The 19,064-nt window shown below is 41.3% G+C and carries 22 protein-coding genes; 9 read left to right on the forward strand and 13 right to left on the reverse strand.

What is annotated here, in order from left to right; translation table 11 throughout:
- Positions 1–38: 38 nt before the first annotated feature.
- The 9 genes from CP948_RS06210 to CP948_RS08990 are packed head-to-tail and all read left to right on the forward strand — an operon-like array spanning position 39 to position 9,984.
- Entirely contained in the window at positions 39–608 is a 570-nt protein-coding gene (locus tag CP948_RS06210; RefSeq protein ID WP_096602623.1) for a tetratricopeptide repeat protein, read from the forward strand.
- On the forward strand, positions 609–2,594 hold the full coding sequence (glyS, locus tag CP948_RS06215) for a glycine--tRNA ligase subunit beta (RefSeq protein WP_096602474.1): 1,986 nt from the start codon (positions 609–611) through the stop codon (positions 2,592–2,594).
- Positions 2,595–2,596: 2 nt separating this feature from the next.
- Positions 2,597–5,158, forward strand: coding sequence for a pyruvate, water dikinase (ppsA, locus tag CP948_RS06220; protein WP_096602476.1), 2,562 nt, complete (start codon positions 2,597–2,599; stop codon positions 5,156–5,158).
- Complete coding sequence (locus CP948_RS06225; protein WP_096602478.1) at positions 5,155–6,030, forward strand: type IV pilus biogenesis protein PilM; 876 nt, start codon at positions 5,155–5,157, stop codon at positions 6,028–6,030. The genes ppsA and CP948_RS06225 overlap by 4 nt, the downstream gene beginning before the upstream one ends.
- Complete coding sequence (locus CP948_RS06230) at positions 6,027–6,683, forward strand: ATP-binding protein (RefSeq protein WP_096602480.1); 657 nt, start codon at positions 6,027–6,029, stop codon at positions 6,681–6,683. The genes CP948_RS06225 and CP948_RS06230 overlap by 4 nt, the downstream gene beginning before the upstream one ends.
- Positions 6,667–7,359, forward strand: a complete 693-nt coding sequence (locus tag CP948_RS06235; protein ID WP_096602482.1) for a type 4a pilus biogenesis protein PilO — start codon at positions 6,667–6,669, stop codon at positions 7,357–7,359. The genes CP948_RS06230 and CP948_RS06235 overlap by 17 nt, the downstream gene beginning before the upstream one ends.
- A complete protein-coding gene (locus tag CP948_RS06240; RefSeq protein ID WP_096602484.1) occupies positions 7,356–7,574 on the forward strand; it encodes a hypothetical protein in 219 nt (72 codons plus the stop codon). Before CP948_RS06235 ends, CP948_RS06240 begins: the two co-directional genes overlap by 4 nt.
- Positions 7,571–9,337 (forward strand): type IV pilus secretin PilQ, encoded by a 1,767-nt coding sequence (locus tag CP948_RS06245; RefSeq protein ID WP_096602486.1) that lies wholly within the window; start codon positions 7,571–7,573, stop codon positions 9,335–9,337. Before CP948_RS06240 ends, CP948_RS06245 begins: the two co-directional genes overlap by 4 nt.
- Positions 9,334–9,984: a hypothetical protein gene (locus tag CP948_RS08990; RefSeq protein WP_245810103.1), complete on the forward strand. Its 651-nt coding sequence runs from the start codon at positions 9,334–9,336 to the stop codon at positions 9,982–9,984. Before CP948_RS06245 ends, CP948_RS08990 begins: the two co-directional genes overlap by 4 nt.
- Here the strand turns inward: CP948_RS08990 and CP948_RS06250 are convergent.
- From CP948_RS06250 to CP948_RS06310, 13 genes are all read right to left on the reverse strand, one after another.
- Positions 9,957–11,120: an MATE family efflux transporter gene (locus CP948_RS06250; protein ID WP_245810104.1), complete on the reverse strand. Its 1,164-nt coding sequence runs from the start codon at positions 11,118–11,120 to the stop codon at positions 9,957–9,959. The genes CP948_RS08990 and CP948_RS06250 overlap by 28 nt on opposite strands.
- Complete coding sequence (locus CP948_RS06255) at positions 11,117–12,175, reverse strand: glycosyltransferase family 4 protein (protein WP_096602488.1); 1,059 nt, start codon at positions 12,173–12,175, stop codon at positions 11,117–11,119. The genes CP948_RS06250 and CP948_RS06255 overlap by 4 nt, the downstream gene beginning before the upstream one ends.
- On the reverse strand, positions 12,172–12,906 hold the full coding sequence (locus tag CP948_RS06260) for a class I SAM-dependent methyltransferase (protein ID WP_096602490.1): 735 nt from the start codon (positions 12,904–12,906) through the stop codon (positions 12,172–12,174). Before CP948_RS06260 ends, CP948_RS06255 begins: the two co-directional genes overlap by 4 nt.
- Entirely contained in the window at positions 12,893–13,600 is a 708-nt protein-coding gene (locus CP948_RS06265) for a polyprenol monophosphomannose synthase (RefSeq protein WP_096602492.1), read from the reverse strand. The genes CP948_RS06260 and CP948_RS06265 overlap by 14 nt, the downstream gene beginning before the upstream one ends.
- Positions 13,597–14,655: a glycosyltransferase family 4 protein gene (locus tag CP948_RS06270; protein WP_096602494.1), complete on the reverse strand. Its 1,059-nt coding sequence runs from the start codon at positions 14,653–14,655 to the stop codon at positions 13,597–13,599. Before CP948_RS06270 ends, CP948_RS06265 begins: the two co-directional genes overlap by 4 nt.
- The gene (locus CP948_RS06275) at positions 14,652–15,239 is read right to left on the reverse strand and encodes a hypothetical protein (RefSeq protein WP_096602496.1); all 588 of its coding nucleotides are present in this window, start codon (positions 15,237–15,239) and stop codon (positions 14,652–14,654) included. Before CP948_RS06275 ends, CP948_RS06270 begins: the two co-directional genes overlap by 4 nt.
- Positions 15,236–17,137, reverse strand: a complete 1,902-nt coding sequence (locus CP948_RS06280) for a protein O-mannosyl-transferase family (protein ID WP_096602498.1) — start codon at positions 17,135–17,137, stop codon at positions 15,236–15,238. The genes CP948_RS06275 and CP948_RS06280 overlap by 4 nt, the downstream gene beginning before the upstream one ends.
- Positions 17,134–17,529: a pilin gene (locus CP948_RS06285; RefSeq protein ID WP_096602500.1), complete on the reverse strand. Its 396-nt coding sequence runs from the start codon at positions 17,527–17,529 to the stop codon at positions 17,134–17,136. Before CP948_RS06285 ends, CP948_RS06280 begins: the two co-directional genes overlap by 4 nt.
- 43 nt (positions 17,530–17,572) lie before the next feature.
- A complete protein-coding gene (locus tag CP948_RS06290; protein ID WP_096602502.1) occupies positions 17,573–18,013 on the reverse strand; it encodes a prepilin-type N-terminal cleavage/methylation domain-containing protein in 441 nt (146 codons plus the stop codon).
- Positions 18,014–18,093: 80 nt separating this feature from the next.
- The gene (locus tag CP948_RS06295; protein WP_096602504.1) at positions 18,094–18,324 is read right to left on the reverse strand and encodes a hypothetical protein; all 231 of its coding nucleotides are present in this window, start codon (positions 18,322–18,324) and stop codon (positions 18,094–18,096) included.
- On the reverse strand, positions 18,325–18,576 hold the full coding sequence (locus CP948_RS06300; RefSeq protein WP_096602506.1) for a hypothetical protein: 252 nt from the start codon (positions 18,574–18,576) through the stop codon (positions 18,325–18,327).
- On the reverse strand, positions 18,577–18,804 hold the full coding sequence (locus CP948_RS06305) for a hypothetical protein (RefSeq protein ID WP_096602508.1): 228 nt from the start codon (positions 18,802–18,804) through the stop codon (positions 18,577–18,579). It lies immediately after the preceding gene.
- The gene (locus CP948_RS06310; protein ID WP_096602510.1) at positions 18,805–19,002 is read right to left on the reverse strand and encodes a hypothetical protein; all 198 of its coding nucleotides are present in this window, start codon (positions 19,000–19,002) and stop codon (positions 18,805–18,807) included.
- Between the last annotated feature and the right edge of the window lie 62 nt (positions 19,003–19,064).

Below are 19,064 nucleotides of genomic sequence, written 5' to 3' on the forward strand. Positions count from 1 at the left end.
TATTGGAACCACATTAGCTTTTGTTATAATGTTTTATGATGAGATATTATCTCATAAGGATAGTGCCGTTAGTTTTAGCTCTGCTTGTTGTGATGGGGGGTTTTTGGGGGTTAAAGTGGTGGAAGGACAAAAAGCTTTCAGAACTTTCCTATCAAGAGTACGAGATAAGGCGCGCCATACAATCTGGAGACTACAAGCGAGCAGATGAGCTCATAAAAAAGATCCAAGCGGATGACTCTCCTTATAAACCCCTCGTGCTTTCTTACAGGCTTTACTTAGAGAAAGAAGAAGGCATTAAAGTAGATGAGGTTCAGATTCTTCAGGACCTGATAAGTTCCCTCAAAGATAAGGATATTGTGCCTTTATACAAAGAGAGACTGGCTTATGCTTACTACCTTGTAGGAAACAACCAAAAAGCTCTTGAGCTTCTAAATAACATCGGTAAGGACAGTTTCAATTATTACTCCGCACAGATTCTCAAGGGTATGGTATTAGAAAAGATGGGAAAAAAGGATCAGGCTAAAGAGGTCTACACACAGGTGGAGAAGTTAGCTAAAGGCACTTACTTTGGAAACCTCGCAGGAGCTCTTCTGATGGAGGAAAGATAGATGGATCTGCTTATAGAGATAGGCACAGAAGAGCTCCCTGCTAAGGTGATAAATCCCCTTTCGGAATATCTTAAAGAGGCGGTAGGAGATGTTTTAGGAAGAAAGGACGCAAAAACTTACGCAACTCCCAGAAGGATAGCTCTCTATTACAAAGACTTTGAAAACATTAGCACAACGCACGAAGAACTACTTATAGGACCACCACTGAGCGCAGCTTACGACCAAGAGGGAAGACCTACAAAGGCTCTCTTAGGCTTTCTTCAGAGAACCCAAGCTTCCCATGAGGATGTGATAACTATCCAAAAAGGCACAGCCCAGTATGTTGCGGTAAAGAAAGTCCAAGAGGGTAAAAAGCCCCTTGACCTTCTTGTAGAAAAGTTTGAAGGTATTCTCCTTTCCGCACCACTACCAAAGAGTATGCGCTGGGACAAGACACATGTGAGGTTTTCAAGACCAGTAAGGTGGATATGTGCCCTTTACGGTGAGCAGGTAGTTCCTCTGCGTTTCGGTAGTGTTCAGGCAGGAAGGAAAACAAAGGGACACAGGTTTCTATCACAAGGATGGATAGAGTTAAGGTCTGCTTCTGAATACGAAGAGAAACTCAAAGAGCATTATGTAGTACCTGACTTTAAAGAGAGATGGGGTATGATCTTGAGCTTTCTAAAAGAAGAGAGCTACGCTTTGGGTGGTGTTGCTGAGTATCCAGAGGGACTTGACCAAGAGGTAGCAAACCTTGTGGAGTTTCCCTTTGCGGTAGTAGGTACTTTTGACGAAAAGTACCTTCAACTTCCTCAAAAGGTTATAGTCACAGTACTTGCCCATCACCAGAGGTTTTTTTGCGTGAAAAAACAGGACAAGCTCCTTCCCAACTTTATAGCCATAAGCGGGAATCTTCCCAAAGATAGCCTTATAGTCAAAGGCTACGAAAAGGTGGTAAAGGCAAGGTTAGAGGACGCCCTCTTTTTCTACAAAGAAGACCAAAAGGTAAGACTTGAGGACCTTGTGGAAAAACTCTCCCAAGTAGTTTTCCATCCAAAAGCGGGTAGTATGTTAGAAAAGACCCAAAGACTTATAACTCTTTCAGAAGAAATAGGAAAGGCTTTAAACTTAGACGAAAACACTCTTAAAAAGCTAAGAAGAGCAAGCTACCTTTCAAAAGCGGACCTTCTTACCCACATGGTAAGGGAGTTTGACGAACTTCAGGGATACATGGGATATGTGTATGCCCTTCTTCAGGGTGAAGACCAAGAGACAGCTCTTGCCATATACGAGCATTACTTTCCCAAGTCTCCCTCTGACCCTCTGCCATCAGGGACAGTAGGCAAAGTGCTCTCCCTTGCGGACAAAATAGATAACCTTGTGATACTGATAAGAGCAGGTGAGATTCCTTCTGGTAGTTCTGATCCCTACGGTCTTAGAAGATACGCTTATGCGGTATTTTCTATAATTGAAGACACCCAGTGGGATCTAAATTTGAGAGAGTTGATAGAAAAGACCTACGGTGGTGTAGATAATACATTGGAGGAATTTTTGAGAAACAGGCTTGAGGCTTACCTTGAACCTTACGGGTATGATGTGGCAAGAGCTGTGCTTGAGGTACATGACCCTTTGAAACCACTTAAAAGTATAAATACCGCCAAAAGGATTGCCAGTTTGAAAGAGGAGCAAAAATTTAAAGATGTAGTAAGCACATACAGGAGGGTGGTGAAGATCCTTCCTAAGGACTGGGGGGACAACATGGTAGATGAAAGGGCTCTCAAAGAAGAGGAGGAAAAAGACCTTTGGGAAAAGCTAAAGGGACTGAGGGTAGAAGATGTTCTTGATCTTCAGCCTTTGAAAGAGTACATAGACAACTTCTTTGACAAGGTGCTCGTTATGGATAAAGACGAGTGGATAAGAAGGAACAGATTAGCTTTGCTTTTAAATGTAAAACAACTTTTCAATAAATTTGCAGACTTTGAAAAATTGGTGTACGAGGAGGTATAAAAATGGCTGAACGCTACTTAGTTTGGCTTGACGAGGTGGGTATAGAGGACATACCCTTAGTAGGTGGCAAAAACGCATCCTTGGGCGAGATGATAAAGAATTTATCCTCTCTGGGAATAAACATACCTTACGGCTTTGTAGTGACATCAGAAGCTTATTACGAGTTTTTGCGTTATAACAAGCTGGAGGAGGAGATAAAGAAGATTTTAAAAGGGCTCGATACAAAAAACATAGAGGACTTGGCTAAAAGAGGTCATCAGGTACGAGAGCTTATAAGAGGTGGGGAGTTTCCTTCACATATAGAGGAACTTATAAAGGAATACTACGCTAAGCTTTCAGAAAAATACGGCTCTTTTGCGGTAGATGTGGCAGTACGCTCTTCTGCAACCGCAGAAGACCTGCCTCACGCCTCCTTTGCGGGTCAGCAAGAGACCTATCTAAATGTAGTAGGTGCGGAAAATGTACTGACTGCCATAAAGAACGGCTTTGCTTCTCTATTTACAGACAGAGCTATATCTTACAGGGAGTCTTTCGGTTTTGATCACTTCAAAGTAGGCGTGGCTATGGGCGTGCAAAAGATGGTAAGATCAGACATGGGAGCCTCGGGTGTTATGTTCACCCTTGACACCGAGTCTGGCTTTAAGAATGTAGTGGTGATAAACGCTGCCTACGGACTTGGTGAGCTTATAGTTCAAGGAGCTATAACACCTGACGAATACATGGTTTTTAAACCCACCCTTCAAGCAGGCTACTCAGCAATAATAGAAAAAAAGCTTGGGCGTAAAGACAGAAAAATGGTCTACGGTGTAGGTGGGGAGAGAACAAAAATAGTCAATGTACCCATATCAGAACAAAAGCAGTTTGCACTAACAGATGACGAGATCCTAAAACTCGCCAAGTGGGGAATACTTATAGAAGAACATTACTCGAAGAAAAACGGAAGATGGACACCTATGGACATAGAGTGGGCAAAGGATGGCATTCTAAACGAGCTTTTTGTAGTTCAGGCAAGACCAGAAACGGTGCATTCAAGGAAGGAAGAGAGGGTACTCAAAGTTTATAAGTTTGTAGAGCCCATAGAAGAAAGGGAGAAGAAAAGACTGGTTTACGGCATAGCGGTAGGTGATAAGATAGCGGTAGGTAAGGTAAGGGTAATATACGACCTTAAGGATGCAGGCAAGTTTCAGGAAGGTGAAGTGTTAGTTACAGACATCACAGACCCAGATTGGGAACCCATAATGAAAAAAGCATCCGCCATAATAACCAACAGAGGAGGCAGAACCGCTCACGCAGCTATAGTAGCAAGAGAGCTTGGCATACCTGCAGTGGTAGGCACCCACAAAGCTACCGAAATACTAAAAAGCGGTATGGAAGTTACTGTATCCTGCGCAGAAGGTGAGATAGGATATGTGTATGATGGTCATATACCCTTTGAGGTGGAGGAAATAAACCTTGAACATCTACCAAGACCCAAGACAAAGATAATGATGAATGTAGGAAACCCAGAGTCAGCTTTTAAGTATTCCTTTATACCCAACGATGGTGTTGGACTTGCCAGAGAAGAGTTCATAATAGCCAACTACATAAAGATACATCCGTTGGCTCTTATACATTACGAGGAATTAAAAGAACTGTATTTAAAGCTTGAGAAGGAAGGGTTAATTGATGAAAAAGGCTACTGCCTAATGTCCGCTATTCAGAATAACGCCAGAGGAGAACTTGCGGAAAAGTTAGTCAAAGGTAGAGACAAAAAAGCTATACCACTAAGGAGGATCATAGAAGATATAGAAAACCTTACCTTTGGATACGAAGACAAAGCTCAGTACTTTGTGAAAAAGCTCTCTTACGGAATTGCTAAGATATCTGCAGCCTTTTATCCCAATCCTGTGATAGTGAGATTTTCTGATTTTAAGTCTAACGAGTACAGAGGGCTCATTGGTGGAGAGCTTTTTGAACCCGAGGAAGAGAACCCTATGCTCGGATGGAGGGGTGCATCAAGGTACTATTCAGACACCTACAAACCCGCCTTTGGGCTTGAGTGCCAAGCCATCCTAAGAGTGCGCAACAAGATGGGGCTTACTAACACTAAAGTTATGGTCCCTTTCTGCAGAACACCCGAAGAAGGACAGAGGGTACTCAAAGTCATGGAAGAGTTCAAGCTTAGGAAAGGGGACAACGGCTTAGAAGTTTATGTGATGGCAGAGCTTCCCAGCAATGTACTCCTTGCGGATAAGTTTGCGGAGATCTTTGACGGTTTTTCCATAGGCTCTAACGACCTTACCCAACTCACCTTAGGTTTAGACAGAGATTCCGCTTTGGTGGCGCATCTGTACGATGAGCGTAATGAAGCAGTAAAGAGACTCATATCACAGCTTATCAAGGTAGCAAAAGAGAAAGGGAAAAAAGTTGGCATATGTGGACAAGGACCATCTGACTTTCCTGAATTTGCAGTTTTCTTAGTAGAAGAAGGTATAGACAGCATATCCTTAAACCCAGACTCTGTTTTAAAGACCATGCTTGTGGTAAGTAAAGCGGAAGAGAAGCTCAGGGGGGTGGTAAAATGAAACTAACATTACCAAAGCTAAAACTTCCCACTCTGAGAAAAACCAAGGTTTCTCTATCTGTGCAAATAACGGATAGAGTGCTCAGAATGTTAGACCTAAATGAGGAGAAAAAGCCAATTTTTGATTTAGAAGTTCGCTGGGAAGGTAAAAGCGAAAGCGAAAAACTCAGCATATTAAAAACTTATGTGGAAAGATACAACTTAAAAGACAGAGCTGTAATATCCTGCCTACCTGTTAACGACGGCCTTTTAAAGTTTTACAAATACCCTGCCACCATGAGCCAGAAAGACCTTAAACACGCCATAGATTGGGCTGTTAAAAGAGAGCTTTCTATGATAAAAGAGGGTACCCTGCACGACTACTTTGTGCTTGAAAGGGAAAAAGATGCTAAAAATGTTGTCATGCTTTTAGTGCTTGCAAGGGAAGAAGCGGTGAACAATCTGAAAAAGCTCATAGAATCCGCCGGTATGAGACTGAAAATACTTGATTACGAAGTTATAACCATAATAAACTATGGACTTTATAACAAAGTAGCTATTCCTTTCTCCGTACTTTACATAGACTACGGTTATGTTTTGCTGGTAACCTATTCGCCTTTGAATGTAGCTTACTTCGTGACACCTTGGGACTATACGGAATACCTCAAGACGAAAGACGAACACTACTTGGAAAATTTCTTTGCAGAGGTAAGAAACATCTTAATTATCAATGATCTAACTAATATCTACATAGCAGGACCCATCCTTTCTGAGGAAGAACTCCTTACGCGCATACTTGAAAACCTACCCATACTTGGTCTTCTTGATATAGAAGGTTTAAAACCTAACTTTTTTATTCCGTACACACTTAGTCTAAGAGGTATGGAGGGATGATAAAGATAAACCTTGTAAGAAAGAAGGAGGAGAAAGAATTAAAGCCCACAGCGAGGAGAGTACCACAGATAGCTCTTCCCACCCCAAAAGAAAATGCTATTTACTATCTGTCAGTCATCTTATGGCTGAGCTTTGTGTTAGCACTGCTTTATTATCTCAAGCTTCGCTCAGACATGGAGAATCTTAGAAAACAGCTGGACGAACTTAATGCACAGAAGGTGCAATTGCAAGCAAAGGCAAAGAAGTTCGCTGATGAGAAAAAAAACATAGAAAAAAACATAGCGGACCTTGAGAACAAAATAAAGGACATAGATAAAAGCAAAGATATAATAGTAGGGCTTAAATCTTACTATTCGCCTTTCAACAACACTCTTTTCTTTCATGTTAAATCAGTACCATCAGTTTCTTGGATATCTTCTTATAAAGAGAGCTTGGATATTAACACCTTACTCATAAAGGCAGAACTGGAACTTCAATCTCTTGATTACTACGGAATAAGTAATTACACCAAAAGGCTCGCATCATTATCAAAAGCGATAGAAGTATCAAGTATAGAAAGAAAGACAAACCAGTACGGATTTGAATACTATAGCGCAAAACTTTCCACAGCAAAGACACTACACGGAGGGAAAGGGAATGCGGAAAATCAATGAACTTCCCCAGTGGCAGAGAGTGTTTCTCTTTGTGGTAATGCCCATTATCCTTATCATTTTTCTTTACTTTCTATTTTTCCAACCTACAAAAGACGAAGTAGACAAACTAAAGGATCAGAAAAAGAACATACAAGCGGAGATAGAAAACTTACAGCGCTCTACAAACCCAAAGCTCCTTGAAAACCTCAAAAAGAAAGAAGAGGAAACAAGAAGACTTTTAGAAGAGAAGGAGAAAGAGCTTTCCGCCATAGTGGGAACTATACCTACAAAAAAAGATGTAAGCACTATACTCAAAAGCATAGGTCTTTTAGCAAAGAGGAGTGGACTCACCATAACTAACGTGCAGATACAACCCGGTCAGGAAACTCTTTATGTACTTCAAAGCGTAGGAAATGAAAAATTTGTTAAGGAACTTCAACCACAGCCACAACAAGCACAACAACAGAAACAACAAGAGAAAAAACAGCAACAGAAACCAGAAGGTGTGAAATACATAAAACAGAACATAAAGGTGAGCTTTACGGGAACTTACCCAGCTGTTGAAAAATTTATGGAAGGTATGTCAAAGGGTGGTGTTATATCCTACCCTTCAGGTATACAGCTATCTCAGGCAGAAGCCGGAAAACTACGCGGAGAGCTTGATGTTTTTGTTCTTATAAAGGAGGAGGAAAAATGAGGAATCTACTTTTACTGGCGTTGGTAAGCGTATCCTTTTCGCAGAAAGCCTTTGAAAGCATGGAAGGTGTGGTGGGTTATATAGTTATTGAAAAACACGGAAAAACAGAAAACTATGTAGTTGTTGAGGAGAAAGACGGAAAGGTAAAAACTATCAGAGTGGAGCAAAGCCCATCGCAGTTTCTAAAAAAGACTGAAGAAGGAGGGAAGAAATGAAAAAGGCACTTATGTCAATGCTTCTCTTGCTGAGCTTGTCTTTGGCACAAACCATAAAGGAGATGAAGTTTGAAAATGTAAAACTGGAAACAGTGCTAAAAGCTTTGTCTCAGGTTGCTGATATGAACGTCATCTTTGACCCTCAAGTATCCCAAGAAGTATCCAAAACCGTTAGCATAGCCATATACAAGCCAGTGCCTGTTGGAGAAGCTATGAACATAATACTCAAGGAGTACGGACTTATAGCAGTACCTATAGACAAGAAAGTTTATAGAATAACCAAAGCTGGAGAGATAAGTATAAGCCTTTCTGGACTTGATGACAGTCAAATAGAGAAGTTTGTAAAGTTTCTAAAGCCAAGAGTAAGCCCCTCTGCGGAAATAGTCATAGACAAAACCCTCAAGACGGTTTACATAAGAGATGAAGAACGCAACATAAAGAAGCTTGAGCCCATACTCAAGGACTATGCTAAGATAGTGGAAAAAGTAGCCCCTGCAGAAGAACGCATCACAAGAGTTTTTTATCTTAAAAACATATCCTTAGACGAAGCGGAAAGACTTTTAAGTGCCTATAAAAAGCCAGATACAGTAATCACTAAAGTGCAGAGTTTTTCAGCTCTTGTGATAACAGACAGTCCCAAGCAGATGGAAAAGTATCAGGAAGTGCTTAAAAACTTTCTCACCATGACACCTGCGGAAAGAAGACCCATAACCAAGATCTTCTATCTTAAGTACATAAGCCCGGACGAGTTCATAAAGATGATAGAACCCCTCAGGTCGGAAGCTGGCACCATATTAAGCGGTGGAGCTTTAAAGGTACAAGCACCCATACAACAGCCACAAATGGCACAATCTCAACAACAACAAACTCCTCCTTCACCCATACTCAAAGAGTTCAACGCTGTAATGATTACAGACTATCCAGAAGTTATAGAGAAGATAAGAGAAAGATTTAAAGATTACATAAGTGATTCACCCGTTCAAGTGAAGATAGAAGCAAGGATAATTGAGATAAGAGAGGAAGCCTTAAGGGAGCTGGGTATAAATTGGAATGTTTTGCTTTCTCAGGCAAGAGTACCCCAGTTTTGGAGCGGTGGGGCAGGACAAGGAGCCAATATAGGCACTCCGCCACCTCTTGGTAATATATACGTACCACCAGACACAGGAGTAGGTGTGCGCTCTCCTATATACTACACGCCAGGGCTTTCTCCCACGCCGGGTGGTATATTCACCTTTGCCTTCCAGAAGGGAATTTTAAATGCCCTAAACCTAAGACTATCCGCTCTTGAACGCATATCCTTGGCAAAAAACATAGCCAAACCTACAGTAGTGACCATCAACGCTCAAAAAGCAACCATAAAACAGGGAGTACAGATACCTTATCAAACCACTGTGATTGCAGGAGGTGCTCAAGCTGTCAACATACAGTTTAAAGATGTGGTACTTCAGCTTGATGTCACGCCGGTTGTATCACCAGACGGTAGGATACTCTTAGACATAAACCTCAAGAGGGACACACCAGGACAGCAAACTCCCCAGGGACCTGCTATAAACACCAAAGAAGCCTCCACAAAAGTGGTAGTCAACGATGGAGACACCTTAGTTATAGGAGGCATAATAGACAATCAAGAATCTAAGACTAACGAAGGGATTCCGGGTCTTGTGAGAGTGCCCATACTCAAGTGGGTCTTTGGACAGGAAAGGTTGCAAAACACCCAGTCCGAGCTTCTCATATTCCTAACTCCAGTACTTATAAGAGAATGAGTGATAAGGTAAGGATAAAGATAATCTCTTTAAGAGAGGAGGAAAACATAGAAAAGCTCGTTGAAGCCTTAGAAAACCTTGGAGTAAGCATATCAGAATTTTTCAGGTCCGTAAGTGCAGGTAAGCCTTTTGTTTTTGAGGCAGAAAGAGAAGCATACAGAAGATGGAAAAATACTCTTGACAAGCTTTGCTACTACCAAGAAGAACCCCATGTAGAAAGCTTATCCCCTTTAGGTTTTACCGCAGTGGCTTTGTTGGATACTTTTTTCGTTTTTTCACTCTCTGAATGGTTTTCAAAAAGTTTAAACTTGGAAGGTGTAGCATCTGGGTTTTTCGCATCTCAGATGCTTTTGTGGTCCTTTATCTCCATCTTTAAGCTCTTTATTGCCTTCCTTTTGTACGCAGGGTTTGGACAGAATCTTGAGACAACACCCGTGGGATACCTTTTGAAGATAAGGGTAAGCAACAAAGATACAAAAGTATTTATTTCCTTTATGCTCATACCCATAGCAGGCATTTTGCTGGTTAGCTCGCCTTTCGGAAGTTTTGCAAAGCTTTTTGGCTTATTTCTCTTTGCCTTCTTTGTAGGTGGCTGTCTTTCTGGATTACTAACTTCTCATTACCGATTGCGTATAGAAAGAGCATAAAGGGGTAAAAAGCATAAATTTAGGAAAAATATGTAAAACATGTACCACCAAACACTCCCAAAAGGGAGGATTAAAAATCCTGTGTAATAAACAAAAAGATGCAAATAAGGCAACCAGAGCATAATACCTAAAGCGGTAAGGAAATAAATGAAGACCAATGTTAAAGTTAAAAAGAACGCTGTAAAAAGATAAAAAGGCAGGTAAGTAAAAGCTGGAAGGAACTTTTCAGAGAACAGAAACACAAAAAGATATTTACCTACAAAGATTAAAGAAACTTCAAAAAATATAAATGCGGAAAACACCAAAAACAGTACTCTTTTTAGAAAATTTATCATTAGCTTTCCCTTCTGTGCGTACATTACGAATTTGGGAAAGAACACAGTCATAAATGTTAGAATAAGCCATACGAACACCTTACCTACCAAGGACACTGAGGCATAAAGCCCTGCAACAGAAGGTTCAAAAATGCGTCTTATAAAAAGATCGTCTGCATACACAAAAAAGCCTACAGGGGAGGTAAAAAGAGAGGCTTTAATAAGACCCAAAAGGGATACTCTTTTGGGTTTTGTAAAAAACACTCCGTTTACACCAAAAAGCATACTAAGAGCGGAAAAAGTGCTAACGATGAACGAGAAGAGCACACCAATAATCCCTAAATTTGCTAAGAAGACCACGGTCAGGAGCCTTACGCTCTGTTCAAAAACCACGGAAAGAGCAAGCAGGCTAAACCTTTCTAATGATTGAAGATAAGCTCTTTCTATGACAAGCATCTGTTGAAGAAACCACACACCGGCTACTGCCCAAAAATACTGAGCCTTTGATATCCTTAAAAAATCTTTTATAGGCTCAGCAAATATTATTCCAAGTATAAAAATAAAAAATCCCAGGAATAAACCTAAAAATCTCATATAAGAAAGTGCACTTTTCGTTTCTTGCCAATTCCTTAGTAGTTCTTTAACCACGGGAGTAGCGAGTAGGTTTATGAAGTTTCCTACGCTTAGCATCAGGGCATAAATAACCATAAACTCACCGTATCCATGCACTCCCAAATGCCTACTTACAAAAAAGTGAAAGACATAGCCTACAGCGTTGGCATACAAAAAGGCAAAGCTTACAAAAGAAAGATTTTTTATCATGCTAAACTCTTTATATACTCCTCGTAGCGCTCGGATATCTTGTCCCAAGTGTGTTCTTTGGCAAACTCTACGCCTTTTTTGCCCATCTCAAGCACCAGATCATCTCTTTCGTACAAGAACTTTATTTTTTCCGTAAGGTCCTTAGGGTCATCTTTGCGAAAGCTAACACCAAACCCTGCCTGCACCACATAAGAGAACACGGGAATGTCGCTAACAATCACAGGTTTTCCGCAGGACGCAGACTCAAGAGCTACTATCCCCTGTCCTTCGTACCTTGAAGGCATGACTAAAAATTTTGAACCTTTGATGAAATTAACCTTTTCCTCTCCCGTTAGTCTTCCCAAATACTCCATATTTTTACAACCATCTACCATTTTTAAAAACTTCTCTCTGTCTTTTCCATCACCAGCTATCTTAAATTTTATGTGTTTTAACTCCTTTATAGCCTTTGCTAAAAGATCCAAGCCTTTTTGAGTTATATCAAGCCTGCCAAGGTAAGCAACATAATGTCCCAACTCAAAACCATTCTCAACTTTATCAACACCGCTGGGTATTACCTGAGCTTTGATCTTGTAAGCTCTGTTTAAAAATTCAGAAAGGGAAATTATGTGTTTGTATCTTTTTGGGTAAAACCTTTCCACTAAGAAAAAGGGTAATCCAAGAAGGAAATACTTTTTTAAGATGTTTATCCCTTCGTAGTTTTGGAGTTGGAGAACCACAGGCTTTTTATCTTGATACCTGTATGCGAAAATGGGATTCCAAGGTGCAAAGTCTTCTACTATTAGGTCGTAATCTTTGTAATGTTTGCCCAAAAAACTTTTGGCTCTTAAAGCGTAAGAGAAGGTACTAATAATATAGTTTTTGTCAGAACCTAAAAACAAAAACTTTATGCTTTCTTTTTCGCCTTCTTGAGCCTTTGGATAATTTCCGCTTACCACTGTTATTTGATAGCCTTTTTTGGCAAGCCTTTTGTATATTTCAAAAGCTCTTACCGCTCCACCGCCACCTACCCAAGGGTTATTTATGTGATCGTAGATGAAGTGAATTATCCTCATGGTTTTTTCGCTATTATATAAACGAATCTTCCAAATATTTCGTAGGGTATAAAGGAAAAATCGTTGGCTTTGGGTGTAAGAAGCTGAAGCAGAGGATAGATGGGTAGAAGAGGCAGGTATTCCCACCATCTTAAAACCTTCACTTGATGGACCTCAAAACCGCACATCTTGGCAAGGATCTTTAGACTCTTTTTGGTCCAAGGTCTTATGTGAGTTGGGTCTGAGTAGAAGTTATAGCTTCCTTGGCAGAAAAGGGAAGTGTAATAGTCAGTAGCACAGTAGAAGTATCCGTTTTTTTTCAGGACCCTGAGGCTTTCCAAGAAGAGCTTTTGAGGATTTCTTAGGTGTTCCAGCACAAAGGTAGAAATGACCACATCAAAGCTTTCTTCCTCAAAGGGAAGATTCTGCTCCTCTATGTCGCATGCAGAAAAGCTAACATAATCTGGCAGTAAAGAGTTTTTCTCAAGGTCTACTCCAAAGAGCTCTGCAGAAGGGTTGAGGAACTTCCTTATAAAGTATAGTGCCTCTCCCGTTCCACAGCCTACATCAAGGATCTTAGAAGCGGTCTTTATGTTGGGTATACTGCTTAACTTCTTCACGGATATGTTGGTAAGCCTGTAGTAGAGCTTTTCTGTGATGGCGTACTTTTCAAAAAGCTTCCTAACAAAGGGTCTTAGTCCTATCTCTCTAATGCTTCCAAGATACTCCTGATAACCTTTATGTTTTTGCAAGCTTAAGCCTCCACACCATAATTGCCGCTTCTAAGGCTATTTTTTTACTCATCTTTGAAGCACCACTGTTTCTTTCGTAAAATATTATGGGTATCTCGCAAACTCTAAAGCCAAGTTTGTAAGTCTTGTAGAACATCTCTATTTGGAAAGCATAACCGTTGGACTTTATAGCCTTTAGGTCTATTTTCTCTAGTACCTCCCTTTTGTAGCATCTGTATCCACTGGTGATGTCTGTAAACTGTCTTACACCAAGTATAGTAGTTGCATAGAAGTTTGCAAACTTAGATATGAGAAGCCTTTTAAAGTCCCAACCTACTACACTTATAGTCCCTTTTGTGTATCTTGAACCAATCACAAGGTCGCACCCTTCTTCTACCTTTTCTACAAACCTTGGTATGTCTGAAGGATCGTGAGAGAGGTCCGCATCCATCTCAAAGAAAAGATCGTAGTCTCTCTCAAGTCCCCACTTGAAGCCCTCCACATACGCAGTACCAAGTCCAAGCTTTGTATGTCTTTTTAGGAGATTCACTCTCTGGGTCTTCTCCATCCACCTTTGGACTCTCTCCTGTGTGCCATCCTGGGAATTGTCATCTACCACGAGCACATCTACAAAAGGATGTTGTAAAACCCTCTCAAGTACCTTATCTATGTTGTCCGCTTCGTTATAAGTGGGTAGGACTACCAGCGCTCTCATAACAGTCCTCTGTCTTTGAGATAGCTTATAAACTCTGCTTTTGTCTTCTCCCAAGAGAAGTTCCTTGCCCACTCCACAGCGTTTGTGGAGAGTCTCTTGTAGAGCCCCTTATCTTCCCAAAGCAAGAGGGTTTTTTGTGCCATCTCTTGGTAATCCTTTACCAAAAACCCTGTTGTGCCATCTTTTATGCTGTCTTTTAAGCCTTGGACCCTGTAGCCTATGGCTGGTGTGCCCACTGCATTGGCTTGGATCACCACCTGAGCCCACCCTTCCCTTATGCTTGGAACCAAAAGCACATGAGACTCCCTTAGAAGTTGGTACTTTTCTTGACTTTCTATGTACCCTGTAAATACCACACCCTCTACATTTCCGTATTTGTTCTGCAGATAGGGTCTAAGGGGACCATCGCCTATGACATAAATCTTCGCATCCTTTACCCTTTGCTTGACTATCAGGTAAGCTTTTAGAGCGTCTTCTGGATTTTTGGTTTTTTTGAGCCTTCCTATGTAAGCCAAAGTCAAACTTTTACTTTTTTCTGAAATACTGGGTTCTATATCAAGACCGTTGTGTATGATGGTGATGTCCCTAAAGCCTATGCTTCTGAGGTCTTCTGCAGTGGATTCAGACACGGTTATAGTGGGCTTTTTTCTGTATAGTCTCAGAAGGAGTTTCTCCAAGAGTCTGAAAGGATAGCCCAAAGGTCCCAGCTCTGCGGTCCAAAACTCTTCATAAAGCTGGTGTATAAGCAGGATGGAGTTTTTCAAAAAGAAGGTCGTGTATCCCAAGCCATTGAACTCATCCACTATGAGCCAGTCCTTAGGCTTTTTAAGAGCGTACAGAAAGCCATAAAGGTGTGTGGTAAGCTCGTTGCCTTTCCTGATAAACCTTATACCTTCAAGATGCTCTTCTGCGGATAGTCCTTTGGGTCTTGAGGCAAACCACTCCACCTGCGCGCCTACGCTAATTAGCGCCTTTGCCAGCTCCATTGTATAGACCTCCGCCCCACCCTTTTCTGGATGCTTTATGCACCTCCTATTGAGAAAAAGCACCTTCATGCCTTGTAGAGGCTCAGCACCCACAAAGAAAAGAAGACCACAAAGGATAACAAACCTACCCTAAAAGATCTATAAATCATAAAAACTACAGACCCTATCCATCCCAAAAGGGACAGCACCACAAGAATGCTCCAAAAGACAGAAGGATACGGGTCATAATCCTGCATGGCTTTTAGGTCTTTGTATATCTGCTGATACTTGTCCTCTGGTGGAAGGTTGTTCTGTATGTAGAGCTCCGTCTTTAGGAGCACTATGTCTTTGTCTAACTTTTGGAGTTTTTCCGAGTATGGAGTGTATATGCCTCTTATTTGGTATATAGCAGACCTTAGCGTCTCATAGCAAAAAAGCCTGTGCTCCTTTTCCTTGAGCTTGGGACATAGCTTTTCTATTTTCTCCACCGCTTCTTGGTTGTAAGGACTAAAGGGTACATAATTTAGAAGTGTCCTCTCGTACATGGATATAGCCATAAGGGGATTTCCAGATACCAAAAGAGCATCACCTTCTCTAATAAGTCTTTTCTGGTTTTGAAAAAGCACAAACACAGCGCTCATAACCAAGACAAAGATAACCAACAGCCACTTCATCTTAAGCTTCCCCTTGCCTCCGCAGTGTAAGGGTAATAGATAAACCTCTCCAATTTGTTATTTTGCATCACCCTGTTATAAAGGTCTATAAGATTCTTGTTCTCTGGTCCTACCTTTATCTCAAACTCCGCACCGGGATGGCTCTTATCTCCCGGTCTGTTTACGGACACTCTAAAGGTGTTTCCCATATATCTCACGTCATAATTCAAAAGTCCAGTTTGTTTGCTGACTTCCACTCTGGAAATAAGGTAAGCAAACATAGGCAGAGAGTAGTTGCAAAGAGTTGCAGAAAACCTATCATCAGTCATGTAGTTGGCGCAGTCTAACATGCTAAGGTTTTCAAGTTCCTCGTAGCGCAATAACCTCTTTGTCCAAACATTCTCAGGAACTTGTAGGTTTTTGGGAATCAAGGCAAAGGAAAACACCCAAAACTCGTTTTTGAAAAACTCAGCCAAAGGATTGGGAGGTTTTAAAAACACTATACTGTAAAGCCTTCCAGATGAAGCAAACTCTGCAAAATTACCCTTAAAGAAGCTGGAAAATAGGTAACTGTCTTTGTAAAGCTTTTGGGGATAGCACCCTCTGGGTATGAGGGTGTTGCTATCTGGTGACAGGTAGTCGTTGGAGCAGATATCCTGCCTGTAGCGTGCCAAGTACTTAAAGTACCAAGAGCCAAAGGTATGGTTATCTCCGTAAGTTAGGTACAGGCTTCCTACTGGAAGGGAAGAGATGATGCTCTTGGAAATAGAATAAGCCACATAGTTGTCATTAAAGTTCTGGTCTATAAGCCTATCAAAGACACCCACCAAAGCGTATACAGAAAGAGATGCAGGAAGTGCTACTTTCAAAAGCTCCGTTCTTTTAAGAAGATCCACCACCCAATAGAGCCCAAGACCACAGAAAAGAGCAAATCCAAAGAGTGCAGGTAGGAAGTACTGATGCGCACCTATGTACCATCCATCAGACTTTATGAGAGGAAAAGAGAAGGTCATCTTAGCAAGCAGGAGGGAGTAAGCAAGGAAGAAAAGGCTAAGGTAGATGCCTACCCTTCTTGAGAACCTAAAAGCCCACAAGATACCCAAAAGGAAAAGGGGAAAAGCGTAAATAGGAAAGTTAGTCTTAAAGATAATAAAAAGGTTTTTCAGCGCGTAGTAGTAGCCCATTGGGTCTGCAAACAGACCCTTTGCCACCTCCGGAGATGACCCCTGCTGGTAGGGTTTTCTAAGAAACACTTCCCAAAAGCTATTTAGGTCATAAACTGGATTGGGTACGAACACCCTGTTACCCCTGATGAACATGTGCAGGTTTGCCCAAAAGCCAAGCAAGAAAAAGAAGATGCTAAAGGGTAGGTTTTTTAGGAATGGTCTAAAATAAAGTATGGAAACATACACAAGGGGTATAACCACAAGAACAGCTGTGTGGTGATTGGCAAGAGAAAGCCCCAACAAGAAGCTTCCAAGGAAACTAAGCCTTCTGTCATAACCTTCAAGAATGACTTTTAGACCAAAATACAAAAGCAGGGATATTATAAAAAGATTAAGCATGTAGAACTTCATAACTACAGACTGTCCCCAGAAGGAGTAAGAGACACCCAAAAGAGCCACAGGGAACAAAGAAACTAAAGCGTTTCCCGTCAAAGTGTGCACAAGTCTATAAAGCATATAAAGAGACAGTAAAGAAAACACTACAGATGCTAAAACCATTCTGAAGGGAACGCTTCCTAAGGGTAAAAAGCTAAAAAGCTTTAAAACTTCCATGTACAGAGGATATCCAGAAGGGTGTGCAAGACCTAAGGTTATAGCTCCTACCGCAAACTCTCCTGCATCCCCCGTATTTATAACCTTGCTGGAAGAGAAGGTATAAAAAAAGGCAAAAAGAGACAAAAGAAGGAATATCACCTGACGCTACACCTCAGGTTGTTTTCCGAAAACTCGCACACCGCTGTATAGTTGTTTATTCCTGCAAGCATACCTCTTACAGTACCACTTGCTATACCGTTTGGCGTGCATGTATAGCTTCCATCAAGCAAAACCTCAACATTTCCCATAGCGGTATTGACATTGGAGCAATTAGGAAGACCATTGAGGCTGTAAGGTGTAGGAGCTTCTACAAACTTAGAGACGCAATTCGCCATGGCATCTTTGGCACATGCTGAAGCTATAGAAAGGGCAAAGTTAGCCACCTTAGATTTGTCGCGATACATAAGATAAGAAGGAATAGCCATAGAAGCCAGTATAACCAAAAGAGCTATAACTATCAGAAGCTCTACAAGAGTAAAGCCTTTTTTCATGGCAAAAGCCCCCCACAAAGGGGGCTAAGAGCTTCAGCTTAGATTAACCCTGTATGGTGCACTTGACGCTTTGTTTGTCGTAAGTGCAAACCGCAGTGTAGTCAGTAGCGGTATCAAGTGTAGCAGTCGCACTGCTGTTAGATAAAGTACCGTCGGGATTGCAGGTACCGGGAGTAACTGACAGCGTTACTTGTCCACCACCAGTTGTTATGGTCGTTGTAGAACAGTTAGCCAGCTGAGTTGTTGGAGGTGCACCGCTTGCGTTTTCTGTACACCACGCTACCATGTCTAACATACAACCTCTGGCTATGGGTTCTGCGTAGGAGCTTACTTTGGCTTTCCTTTGGTACTTTAGGTACTGCGGTATTGCCAAGGATGCCAGTATGGCTATGATGGCTATGACGATGAGTAGCTCAATGAGGGTGAAACCCCTTGAGCTGTTCATCCTCGCGGACCTGCTCGTGGCTTGATAGAGCTGTCTCATGGCTAAACCCTCCTTTAAAGGTTATTAAGTTTTAATGTTAACGCAGGTTGCGTATAATGGCAAGGTTCTTCACGAAAACTTCACTTATCCTCCTTGTGTGGAACTTCAAAAACCTTATAAAGAAGCTGTCTTATCTCTCTTATGTCTTGTTCCAGTCTGTCTAGTCTCCTGTCCACATCCTGCCGTAAGTCATCTATACGCTTATTGATATCATCAAAGCGTTTGTTTTGCACATTTGCAATGATCCCCATTAGCACCACATTACCCCCTATTATGCTCGCTATGATGGTGATAACTTGTATCCATTCCATTCACTTTTCCTCCTTGTGTGGCACTTCAAACACCTTATAAAGAAGCTGGCGTATCTCTCTTATGTCTTGTTCTATCTTATCAAGCCTTCTGTCTATTTCTTGCTCCATCTTGTCCAGTCTTCTATCTATGTCCTGCCTTAGGTCGTCAATCCTTCTGTTTGTGTCATCAATCCTTTTGTTAAGTAAGACTACTACTATACTTATAATTCCCACAAAGCTTGCAATGATGGTTATGGTTTGTGTCCAATCCATTCACTTATCCTCTTTGTGAGGTATTTCAAACACCTTGTAAAGTAGCTGTCTTATTTCTCTTAGTTCCTGTCTTATCTCTTTCATGTCTTCCCTTAGGTCATCTATGCGCCTGTTTGTGTCCTCTATACGCTTATTTGTGTCCTCAATGCGTTTGTTCAAAAGGTTAGCCACTATTCCAATAACAGCTGTTAAGCTGGCTATCACAGTAAGAGCCTGTATCCATTCCATTTACTTGTCCTCCTTATGAGGCACTTCAAATATCTTATAAAGAAGCTGTCTTATCTCTCTTATGTCTTGCTCCAATCTATCCAGTCTCCTGTCCATGTCTTGTCTAAGGTCGTCTATGCGTTTGTTTAACAACTGAGCAACTATTCCAATAACTGCAGTGAGGCTGGCTATTACTGTAAGGGCTTGTACCCATTCCATAGCGTTAAATATATCTTAGCTTTAAATCTTTGACAAACGAGAGTGTATAACATATACTTATG

The organism is Hydrogenobacter hydrogenophilus (assembly GCF_900215655.1).
GTDB classification, from domain to species: Bacteria; Aquificota; Aquificia; order Aquificales; family Aquificaceae; genus Hydrogenobacter; species Hydrogenobacter hydrogenophilus.

Bases quoted from the DNA above. Each gene is read 5' to 3' on its own strand.
- ppsA (WP_096602476.1), top strand. From the start codon at position 2,597: ATGGCTGAACGCTACTTAGTTTGGCTTGACGAGGTGGGTATAGAGGAC.
- CP948_RS06275 (WP_096602496.1), bottom strand. From the start codon at position 15,239: ATGAAGTGGCTGTTGGTTATCTTTGTCTTGGTTATGAGCGCTGTGTTT.
- CP948_RS06305 (WP_096602508.1), bottom strand. From the start codon at position 18,804: ATGGAATGGATACAGGCTCTTACTGTGATAGCCAGCTTAACAGCTGTT.
- CP948_RS06285 (WP_096602500.1), bottom strand. From the start codon at position 17,529: ATGAAAAAAGGCTTTACTCTTGTAGAGCTTCTGATAGTTATAGCTCTT.
- CP948_RS06240 (WP_096602484.1), top strand. From the start codon at position 7,356: ATGAGGAATCTACTTTTACTGGCGTTGGTAAGCGTATCCTTTTCGCAG.
- CP948_RS06235 (WP_096602482.1), top strand. From the start codon at position 6,667: ATGCGGAAAATCAATGAACTTCCCCAGTGGCAGAGAGTGTTTCTCTTT.
- CP948_RS06210 (WP_096602623.1), top strand. From the start codon at position 39: ATGAGATATTATCTCATAAGGATAGTGCCGTTAGTTTTAGCTCTGCTT.
- CP948_RS06265 (WP_096602492.1), bottom strand. From the start codon at position 13,600: ATGAGAGCGCTGGTAGTCCTACCCACTTATAACGAAGCGGACAACATA.
- CP948_RS06230 (WP_096602480.1), top strand. From the start codon at position 6,027: ATGATAAAGATAAACCTTGTAAGAAAGAAGGAGGAGAAAGAATTAAAG.
- CP948_RS06310 (WP_096602510.1), bottom strand. From the start codon at position 19,002: ATGGAATGGGTACAAGCCCTTACAGTAATAGCCAGCCTCACTGCAGTT.
- CP948_RS06245 (WP_096602486.1), top strand. From the start codon at position 7,571: ATGAAAAAGGCACTTATGTCAATGCTTCTCTTGCTGAGCTTGTCTTTG.
- CP948_RS06300 (WP_096602506.1), bottom strand. From the start codon at position 18,576: ATGGATTGGACACAAACCATAACCATCATTGCAAGCTTTGTGGGAATT.
- CP948_RS06250 (WP_245810104.1), bottom strand. From the start codon at position 11,120: ATGATAAAAAATCTTTCTTTTGTAAGCTTTGCCTTTTTGTATGCCAAC.
- CP948_RS06270 (WP_096602494.1), bottom strand. From the start codon at position 14,655: ATGAAGGTGCTTTTTCTCAATAGGAGGTGCATAAAGCATCCAGAAAAG.
- CP948_RS08990 (WP_245810103.1), top strand. From the start codon at position 9,334: ATGAGTGATAAGGTAAGGATAAAGATAATCTCTTTAAGAGAGGAGGAA.
- CP948_RS06290 (WP_096602502.1), bottom strand. From the start codon at position 18,013: ATGAGACAGCTCTATCAAGCCACGAGCAGGTCCGCGAGGATGAACAGC.
- CP948_RS06225 (WP_096602478.1), top strand. From the start codon at position 5,155: ATGAAACTAACATTACCAAAGCTAAAACTTCCCACTCTGAGAAAAACC.
- CP948_RS06255 (WP_096602488.1), bottom strand. From the start codon at position 12,175: ATGAGGATAATTCACTTCATCTACGATCACATAAATAACCCTTGGGTA.
- glyS (WP_096602474.1), top strand. From the start codon at position 609: ATGGATCTGCTTATAGAGATAGGCACAGAAGAGCTCCCTGCTAAGGTG.
- CP948_RS06295 (WP_096602504.1), bottom strand. From the start codon at position 18,324: ATGGAATGGATACAAGTTATCACCATCATAGCGAGCATAATAGGGGGT.